The organism is Amycolatopsis rhizosphaerae, assembly GCF_007713715.1.
Classification (GTDB): domain Bacteria; phylum Actinomycetota; class Actinomycetes; order Mycobacteriales; family Pseudonocardiaceae; genus Amycolatopsis_E; species Amycolatopsis_E rhizosphaerae.
In genome coordinates this window covers 1-8,429 of the sequence record NZ_VJWX01000312.1, presented here as the reverse complement: position 1 = coordinate 8,429, position 8,429 = coordinate 1, and the positions used below count along the sequence as shown (strand labels likewise).

At 73.7% G+C, this 8,429-nt stretch carries 7 protein-coding genes and 1 pseudogene; 5 read left to right on the top strand and 3 right to left on the bottom strand.

The genetic code is table 11. From position 1 onward, the window contains the following. The 3 genes and pseudogenes from FNH05_RS38265 to FNH05_RS25470 all read left to right on the top strand — a co-directional run. Positions 1–411 (top strand): annotated as a pseudogene (locus tag FNH05_RS38265) (SAM-dependent methyltransferase); the annotation flags it as partial. Between the two features lie 37 nt (positions 412–448). Next, on the top strand, positions 449–1,747 hold the full coding sequence (gene dinB, locus FNH05_RS25475; protein ID WP_144591239.1) for a DNA polymerase IV: 1,299 nt from the start codon (positions 449–451) through the stop codon (positions 1,745–1,747). 116 nt (positions 1,748–1,863) lie between these two features. Beyond that, on the top strand, positions 1,864–2,244 hold the full coding sequence (locus tag FNH05_RS25470; RefSeq protein ID WP_144591238.1) for a DUF3040 domain-containing protein: 381 nt from the start codon (positions 1,864–1,866) through the stop codon (positions 2,242–2,244). A gap of 117 nt (positions 2,245–2,361) precedes the next feature. Here the strand turns inward: FNH05_RS25470 and FNH05_RS25465 are convergent, their stop codons facing one another. From FNH05_RS25465 to FNH05_RS25455, 3 genes are read right to left on the bottom strand one after another with little or no spacing between them, the layout of a single operon-like run. Beyond that, positions 2,362–4,842, bottom strand: coding sequence for a transglutaminase TgpA family protein (locus FNH05_RS25465; RefSeq protein WP_246127939.1), 2,481 nt, complete (start codon positions 4,840–4,842; stop codon positions 2,362–2,364). Beyond that, positions 4,839–6,110 (bottom strand): DUF58 domain-containing protein, encoded by a 1,272-nt coding sequence (locus FNH05_RS25460; protein WP_144591237.1) that lies wholly within the window; start codon positions 6,108–6,110, stop codon positions 4,839–4,841. The genes FNH05_RS25465 and FNH05_RS25460 overlap by 4 nt, the downstream gene beginning before the upstream one ends. Positions 6,111–6,115: 5 nt before the next feature. Further along, positions 6,116–7,198 carry an AAA family ATPase gene (locus FNH05_RS25455; protein WP_186382729.1) on the bottom strand — a complete coding sequence of 361 codons (1,083 nt, stop codon included), beginning with the start codon at positions 7,196–7,198 and terminating at the stop codon, positions 6,116–6,118. A 287-nt stretch (positions 7,199–7,485) separates the two neighbouring features. Here FNH05_RS25455 and FNH05_RS25450 point away from each other — a divergent pair, with 287 nt between their 5' ends. After that, entirely contained in the window at positions 7,486–7,824 is a 339-nt protein-coding gene (locus FNH05_RS25450; RefSeq protein WP_144591236.1) for a hypothetical protein, read from the top strand. After that, entirely contained in the window at positions 7,814–8,386 is a 573-nt protein-coding gene (locus FNH05_RS25445; RefSeq protein ID WP_144591235.1) for a DUF3558 family protein, read from the top strand. Before FNH05_RS25450 ends, FNH05_RS25445 begins: the two co-directional genes overlap by 11 nt. Positions 8,387–8,429: the final 43 nt, after the last annotated feature.

Below are 8,429 nucleotides of genomic sequence, written 5' to 3'. Positions count from 1 at the left end.
GTCGACGACCCCGCGGCGGTGGCCGCGGTGCTGGCCCGCACGGTGTCGGACGCCGGTGCCGTGTCGGTGCTGGCCGCCAACCGGTACGCGGCCGTGCTGCACCGCGCACTGGCCGGACGGCTGGGGGAGGCCCGGCGGCTGCTGACCGGGGCGGACGGCGTGCTGGCGGGCGAGGGCGAGACGCTCCTGCGCCGGTTCGATACCGCGGGGCTCACCGCGCTGCTGGAGGCCGCGGGACTGCGGGTCGCACTGCTGCAGGGCGATGGCGTGGTGTCCGACTCCCTCGGGGAGGCCGAGGCCGCCGAGTTCACCGGGGAGGAGCTCACCGGGTTCGAGGCGGCGGCGTGCGGCGTCCCGACCCTGCGCGACATCGCCACCCGCCTGCACGTCCTGGCCCGCCGGGCGGAGTGAGCGGAACTGTCGGTGGGGGCGGTTAGGCTCACCGCCGATGGGACGAAACGCCGGCCTGCCCGCCGGGCACGAACGCTTCCGGGTCTCCGCGCACCACACGCCGGACGACACCGGTTGCGGTCTGCTGCACGTCGACATGGATGCCTTCTTCGCCGCCGTCGAGCTGCGCACCAGGCCGGAACTGGCGGACAAACCGGTGATCGTGGCCGGGGCGGGGCCGCGTTCGGTGGTCACCTCGGCCAACTACCCGGCCCGGGAGTTCGGGGTACGGGCCGCGATGCCGGTCGCGGTGGCACGCAGGCTCTGCCCGCACGCGGTGTTCATCCCGCCGACGCACGGGCTCTACGGCGAGGTCTCCCGCGGGGTGATGGCGATCTTCCGCGAGCTGACCCCGCTGGTCGAACCGCTGAGCCTGGACGAGGCCTTCCTGGATGTCAGCGGGGCGCTGCGGCGCCTGCGCGCCACCCCGGCGGAGCTGGCGGAGCTCGTCCGGCGGCGCGTGCGGGACGAGCACGGCATCACCTGCTCCGTGGGGGTCGCGGGCGTCAAGTTCGTCGCCAAGCTCGCCTCCGGGATGGCCAAACCGGACGGTGTGGTGGTGGTGCCGGTCGCGCAGACCCTGCAGTTCCTGCACCCGCTGCCGATCTCGGCGCTGTGGGGGGTGGGCAAGCGCACCGAGGAGAGCCTGCGGCGGCTCGGGCTGGGCACGGTCGCCCAGATCGCCGCCACCCCGCCGCAGCGGCTGCGCCGGGCGGTCGGTGCGGCCGCCGCCGAACACCTGCACGCCCTGGCCAACGGACGGGACGAGCGGGGCGTGGTGGTGGACGCGCCGGACAAGTCGATCGGGGCGGAACGCACCTTCGACACCGACCAGCGCGACCCCGCGGTGCTGGAACGGGAGTTGCTGCGCCTGTCCGAGCGGGTGGCGGCGAGCCTGCGGGCGAAACAGCTCCGTGGCCGCACGGTGTCGATCAAGGTGCGCTTCGCCGACTTCAAGACGATCACCAGGGCGCGCACCCTGTCCCCGGCCACGGACGTGGCGCGCGTGATCCACACGACCGCGGTGGCGCTGCTCACGGAGGCGGTCGCGGGCGCCGAGGTCAGGCTCATCGGGGTGCGCGTGGAAGGGCTGACCGGGGCCGGTGAGCCCGAACAGCTCAGCTTCGGGCGCGCCGAGCCACGATGGCGTGAAGCGGAGGTCGCCGCGGACGTGGCGCGGTCGAAGTTCGGTTCGGCGGCCGTGCGGCCGGCTTCCCTGCTGCCCGGGGGACCGGCCAGGCCGCCACGGCGCGCCCCTGATCACGGTGGCGGCACGGGTAACTCCGGGATCGGGTAGTCGCGCGGGCGCGGGACTCGTATCCTGGACAGTGGCACCCCGATCGGGGTGTGCTGTATAGGGTCCAGGACGTTGCGCGGCCCGGCGCCCGCGACAGCTGTGCCGGAGGAGGAAAGATGCCACTCTCCGAGCATGAGCAGCGGCTGCTCGACCAGATCGAGCGCGAGCTCTATGCCGAGGACCCCAAGTTCGCGTCTACGGTGCGCGGTGCCCGTTTCCACCGGCCCGCCCGTCGCCGGCGAATCCAGGGGATCGCGCTGTTCGTAGTCGGGGTCGCGCTGCTCGTGGTGGGCGTGATGGTCAAGGCGCTGTGGGTCGCGCAGGTGCCGCTGGCCAGCGTGTTCGGCTTCCTGGTGATGTTCCTGGGGGTCGTGCTGGCGATGATGTCGGGCCGCCACCCCGCGGGTGAGGCCCGGGGCCGCGCGGGGGCGAAGCCGAAGAGCTCCTTCACCCAGCGCATGGAAGAACGCTTCCGGCAGCGGTTCGAAGACCAGTAGTCTTCCCGCCGCGATCGAGACGAACGCGGCCGGCTCCCGCCCTCACGGGCAGGGAGCCGGCCGCTTTTGCCGCCCTGATGTGTGCTGCCGCCCTGGTGTTCCCGGGCGTGCCGGGCGCTACCGCCCGCCCCGCCGCCGCAGCACCGAGCGCGGGAACAACCGGCCCCGCCAGGACATCGGCGCGTTGCGGCGCAGGCTCTCCCGCACACCTTCGAACGCGGCCGTGAATTCCGCGTCGGTCCGGCTGCCTTCCTCGGCGTACCAGGAACGTTCGACGACGGCGACCATCGTCCGCAGGTGGTCCTGACCGGTCTCGTCCAGGCGGTGCTGGTGGGCCACCTTCTTCGCCGCCGCCCGCACCGTGTCCGAAGACGAGAGGGGCACGCCGCGGTCCGCGCATTCGTCGAGCAGTTCGGCCCAGGCGGCGTCCGCCGCGCCCGGTTCCCGCGCGGTGATCGCCCGGCGCCTCCGCCGCCGCTGGAGCTCCCGCAGGACGGCCGGGGCCAGCCCTGCCACCACGAGCACCAGCAGGATCAGCGCCAGCGACCAGTGGATCAGCCACGCCGCCAGCAGCACCGTCAGCAGCCATGCACCCGCCGCGGCCAGCGGCAGCCAGCGCGGCCTGCCCCGCGCGAGACGCGCCGCGAGCAGGGCCCCGGCGGTCAGCGCGATCGCCAGCAGCGCCAGTGCCAGCAGACCCCAGCCGGTCCAGCCGCCGCCGTTACCGGCGGCCTGCTGCCCGTTGTTCCCGGAGCCGTTCTGCTGCGGGGTCGGGGCGCCGGTGGGTGCCGCGTGCACGGTGGACACGCTCGGCACCTCCTGCTTGTCCTTCGCCGACGGGTCGTTCGCCGGGCTGCCCGACTGCAGGTACGGCGGGACGTAGCCGCGGCCGTCGGACCGCGGGGTCGGGTCGAAACCGACCCAGCCGAGCTTGCCGAAGTAGACCTCGACCCAGGCGTGGGCGTCCTGTGAGGTGATCGTCCGGTAGTCGCCCTGGGGCACCCCGGTGGTGAAGCCGACCGCGACGCGCGACGGGATCCCGAGCACGCGCAGCATCACCGCCATCGCCGAGGCGAACTGCTCGCAGAACCCCCGCTTGCCGTTGAGCAGGAAGTCGGCCAGAGCGTCCGAATCCGCGGCCGCCGCGGTCGACGTGTCGTAGGTGAAACCGTTTTCCGCCGTGAAGTAGCGCCAGATCGCGGTGGCCTTGTCGAAGGTGGTCCCGGCATGGGCGGTGATCTGCTGGGTCAGCGCGACCACGCGCGGGTCGACCCCGCTGATCGCGGTGTAGGCCGCCGGGATGTCCGAAGGCCCCAGCCTGACCGCTTCGAGCTGGTCCTTGCTCGGCTCGGCCAGCGAGGCGACCTCGGTGTAGGCGGGCACGTGCTGCTTGCGTTCGGTGAACACCGCCCCGCTGACGGGGTCGTAGTACCAGCCGGGGCCCATGCCCTGCAGGCCGCGCAGCGCGCCGTAGGTCGGCAGCCACACATCCACCCAGTTGACCGGTTCGATCCGGATCTGGCGGGACTCCCCGGTGCCGTTGTCACCGGTGGCGGAGGGCAGGCTCCCCTCGGCCGGGAACCCGGCGGGCATCGGCCCGTCCGGCAGGCTCCAGCCCTGGTTGGGGTGGTAGGTGTCGAGGGTGAACGCGCGCAGCAGCCGCTTGTCGTTGCCCAGGCCGCGCACGCGGAACAGGTCCACCGCGCTGCCCTGGTCGAGCATGCCGCGCAACGAGGTGAACGGGTTGACGCCGAGCCCGCCGGACCCGCCGGGCGGCCCGTCGTGGCCGCTGCCGGGCAGCCTGCCCACGGTGCCCACCGCGGTGATCGTCGCACCCGCGACCAGCCCCATCACCAGCGCCAGTGCCACCACCGCGACCGGGGCCGAAGCCGCGGCGGGGGAACCGCCGAGCCCCGACGCGTCCCGGTTGCGCCAGCGGCGGTGCCGGTGGTTGCCGTCCACGGCCAGCAGCGCGGCGAAGGCCGAAGCGCCCAGCAGGAACGTCCACCACGGCAGCATCTTGTCCGACAGCGAAGCCGGCACGGCGTAGACGCACAGCAGGACCAGACCGGTGGCGGCGGGGGCGGAGGCCGCCACCGCGAGGGTGTCCACCAGCACCGCGACCATGCCCATCGCGATGGTGACCAGGCACAGGATCGGGGAGGTCGCCTCGACCGGCGGCAGCGCGGTGCGGATCTGCTCGAACGCCGTGGTCAGCACGTGGTCCAGCTCGCCGAAGGCGGCCGGGCCCGGGATGATCCCCAGTATCCCGTTGCGGGTGAACACCCCGGTGACCATCAGCAGCAGCACGACGAGCTGGGCCAGGCCGACCAGCGGGGTCGGGGTGCGGATCGAGCGCAGGGCGAGGCCGGTGGACGCGACCAGGACCACCACCACGGCCACGTAGGCCAGCCAGCCGAACCCGCCGACGACCCCGGTGAGCGAGGTGGAGGCGCACAGCGTGGCCAGCCCGGCGGTGAGCGGGGCGAGGATCGAGCTGCGCCAGGCCGCGGGCCGCTGCACGTACCGTTTCTCCGGGGTGTGCAGTTCCGGGGGCGCGGGCGGCTGGGCGCCGGCCTCGGGCAGGGTGGCGGTCACCGGCCACCGCCCAGCAGGACACCGCGGCCCGCGGTGGTGCGGCACAGCTCGGCCCACACCTGCGGCATGGTGGAGGTGGGATCGGCGATCACCACGCCCCAGCCCGCGGCCCGCAGCAGCGCCGCGGATTCCTCGGTGGCCGAGGTCCGTTCCCCGCCCGTGCCGGTGAAGGCCGGCGTGTCGAGCAGTACCGCGAGGCTGCGGCTGCCCCGGGGGCGGAACCGCGCCAGTTCGCTGACGGCCTCGTTGCTCACCGTACCCAGGATGGCGATCAGCTCCTGCCCTTCGGCCGGGTCGTGCCCGGTGGTGAGGTCGCGCTGGTGCGCCGGCTGCAGCACGGCGAGCGCGTCCAGGACGACGTTGTCGATGGTGCTGCTGTCGCCTTCGTGGCCCGGCGCGTCGGCGAGCACCTTCCCGTGCTCGGTGACCAGCCGGATGCGGTGACCGGCGCGCCGCATGTGCAGGCAGACGCTGGCGGCGAAGGAGATCGCCCACTCCAGGCTGGCCGCCGCCCCGCTCCCGTGGTGGGCGGCCGCACGGTGGTCGAGCAGCACCGTGGTGCCGCCGCGCCACGGCCGCTCCTCGACCCGGACCATGATCTCGTCCCGCCGCGCCGTGGAGCGCCAGTGCACCTTGCGCAGGTCGTCGCCCTGCCGGTACTGCCGGACGATCACGTCGGTCTCGCCCTGCCCGGTGTGCAGCCGCACGCTGCCGTCGTCGCCGGCGCCGAGCCCGGCACCGCCGGGCAGGCCCCACAGCTCGACCACCCTGGGCACCACGACCAGCCGGGAATGCCCGATCAGCTCGCGGTCGAACTCGCACAGGCCGAACGGATCGGTCAGGGTGGCCCGCAGCGGGCCCACCTGCTGGATGCCGCGCAGCATCGGCTGGATCGGGTAGCGCAGCGCGACGGCGCGCCCGGCGGGCAGCCGCTCGACCACGAACCGGGGCCGCGAGCCCAGCGCGTAGGGCACGCCGTCCTCCAGCAGCACCTCGCCGGCGGGCAGTTTCCCGTTGCGCCACAGGGCGAGTTCGACCTCGCCGGTGGTGCCCGCCGCGATCCGGTCCGGCAGCAGCTTCCGGCTCGCGCCGATCCGCACCCTCGCGGCCGCGAGGAACGCCGCCACCAGCAGGGGCAGGCCCACCACGAACACCGCGACCCGCAGCAGGTCCCGCTCGTTGAGCACCACCGCGCAGACGGCGGCCGCCGCGCCGGCGGCGAGCAGGCAGCGGCCTCGCGTGGTCAGTCCCGACAGCGACCGCAGCATGGCGCCTACCGGTGACCCTGGCCGGCCGCGGGCCCGCCCTGCGGCACCGGAACCCGGTGCAGCACCGACCGCACGAGGTCGGCGGCGGAACGGCGGGCGGCGTGGGCCTCGGTGGTCAGGACCAGCCGGTGCGCCAGCACCGGGATCGCGACCGCGTGCAGGTCGTCCGGGACCACGTAGTCCCGCCCGGAAAGCGCTGCCTGCGCGCGGGCCGCGCGCACCAGTTGCAGGGTCGCCCGCGGAGACGCGCCGAGCCGGATCTCCGGCATCTGGCGGGTGGCCGCGGCCAGTTCGACCGCGTAGCGCCGCACCTCGGGGGCGAAGTGGACCTGGCGCACGGTCTGGACCAGGCGGCTCACCGTGTCGCCGTCGGAGACCGGCTTGAGGTCGGCCAGCGGGTTGTGGCCGGCGTGCTCGTCGACCATCGCCAGCTCGGCCTGCTGGTCCGGGTAGCCGATCGAGACGCGCGCGGTGAAGCGGTCGCGCTGGGCCTCGGGCAGGGCGTAGGTGCCCTCCATCTCGATCGGGTTCTGCGTGGCGATCACCATGAAGGGATCGTCGAGCCGGTAGGTCGCGGTGTCGACCGTGACCTGCTTTTCCTCCATGCACTCCAGCAGCGCCGACTGGGTCTTCGGCGAGGCACGGTTGATCTCGTCGCCCACCACGATGTTGGCGAAGACCGGCCCGGGACGGAACTCGAAGCCGCCGGTCTGGCGGTTGTAGATGGACACGCCGGTGACGTCGCTGGGCAGCAGGTCGGGGGTGAACTGGATCCGGCTGACCGTGCAGTCGATGGAGCGCGCCAGCGCCTTGGCCAGCGAGGTCTTGCCCACCCCCGGCACGTCCTCCACCAGCAGGTGGCCCTCGGCCAGCAGCGTGACCAGTGCGATGCGCACCACCTCGGGTTTGCCGACGAGCACCCGTTCCACGTTCGCGGCGATCCGCCGCGTGGTGTCGCGCAGCTCGTCGAGGGAGACGGCGCCCCGTCCCGCCTGTCCGGCCGCCCCCGGCGGGTAGTACGGCAGCTGGCCGGATGCCGGCTCGCCGGTGTACTCGCCGGGCGTCACGGGCTGTGTCCTCGACGTCACTCGTCCTCCTGGTGCCGAAGCCCTTTGCATGCTCGAACGCGGGTGCGACCGCACGCCCCCGGAAAAAGTAGTGCGGTGGCACTGCAGTGGTAATGCCAGTGGCGCCGAAGCGTCTCACAACCGGGTCCGGCAGCTCCCAGCACCGCCCGGCCCGGCCCAAGTGTGTCAAACTCCCGCCGGCCCGGTGAGAGAACCCTCGCGCGTCGCGCCCGCCGTTTCAAGGATGGATCCCGCGCGCGGGAGCCCGTATGCTGCGGTGCGGAGGCAGACCGCTACGGAGAGGCGCGATGACCGACACGCAGGTGGGCGCGGGCGCGTTCGCGGTGTCCCCGGACCTCGCGGCGCAGGCGTTCCAGCAGATCACGCAACTGCAGGACGTGGTGGGCGAGATGGTGCGGGAGGCCAGGGTGCTGGGCCGCGCCGTCCCACTGGGTGGCGGTTACGCCGAGGAGATCGGTGCCTTCATGGCGCGCTACGGCATCGACGGGCCCGGCTCCGCGGCCGACCAGCTCATCCGCTTCGGCCAGGAGCTGGACAAGGTGCGCTCGGACATCGCCAAGGCGCTCAAGCGCTACTCCGACGCCGACGACGAGGCCGCCGCCGGTGTCGACTGCCATGGCGGCTGAGCGGGGGCACGCCGCGCTGCCGGTGCTGCTCGCGGGCGGCCTGCTCACCGGCTGCCTGCTCGCCGGGTGCGGCGCCAAGGCTTCCCCCGCGGCGGCCCCGGGCACCAGTCAGAGCCCGAGCCCGAGCCCGGAGCCGGTCGTCCCGCCGGTCACCGCGTCGCCGACCGGGGTCGCCGCGCTGTCGCCGTGCGAGCTGATGACCCCGGCCGAGCGGTCGGCCGCCGGGCTGACCTCGGCGGGCCGGGCGAAGACCATCGGCAGCGCCCGGGCCTGCGACTGGACCGAGCCGGGCACCTTCGGCCTCACCGTGACCCTGGACGAGACGGCGGCCCTGACCGATCTGCACCCCTCGGGGGGCTCCAAAACGACCGTCGGCGGGCATGCGGCGATCAAGGTGCCGGGATCCGGCGACGGGACCTGCGCGGTGCTGCTGGCCGCGGGCGGGAAGGCCACGGCACAGGTGGACATCACCAACACGAACTTCCGGGACACCAGGCTGGCCTGCCAGCGGGCCGCCACGGTGGCGCAGCTGATCGAACCGAAACTGCCCGAGGAGCGGTGATGGAACCGATACCCGAGCCGGTGCGGCGCTACGAGTCCTACAC

Bases quoted from the DNA above. Each gene is read 5' to 3' on its own strand.
- FNH05_RS25450 (WP_144591236.1), top strand. From the start codon at position 7,486: ATGACCGACACGCAGGTGGGCGCGGGCGCGTTCGCGGTGTCCCCGGAC.
- FNH05_RS25460 (WP_144591237.1), bottom strand. From the start codon at position 6,110: ATGCTGCGGTCGCTGTCGGGACTGACCACGCGAGGCCGCTGCCTGCTC.
- FNH05_RS25445 (WP_144591235.1), top strand. From the start codon at position 7,814: ATGGCGGCTGAGCGGGGGCACGCCGCGCTGCCGGTGCTGCTCGCGGGC.
- dinB (WP_144591239.1), top strand. From the start codon at position 449: ATGGGACGAAACGCCGGCCTGCCCGCCGGGCACGAACGCTTCCGGGTC.
- FNH05_RS25470 (WP_144591238.1), top strand. From the start codon at position 1,864: ATGCCACTCTCCGAGCATGAGCAGCGGCTGCTCGACCAGATCGAGCGC.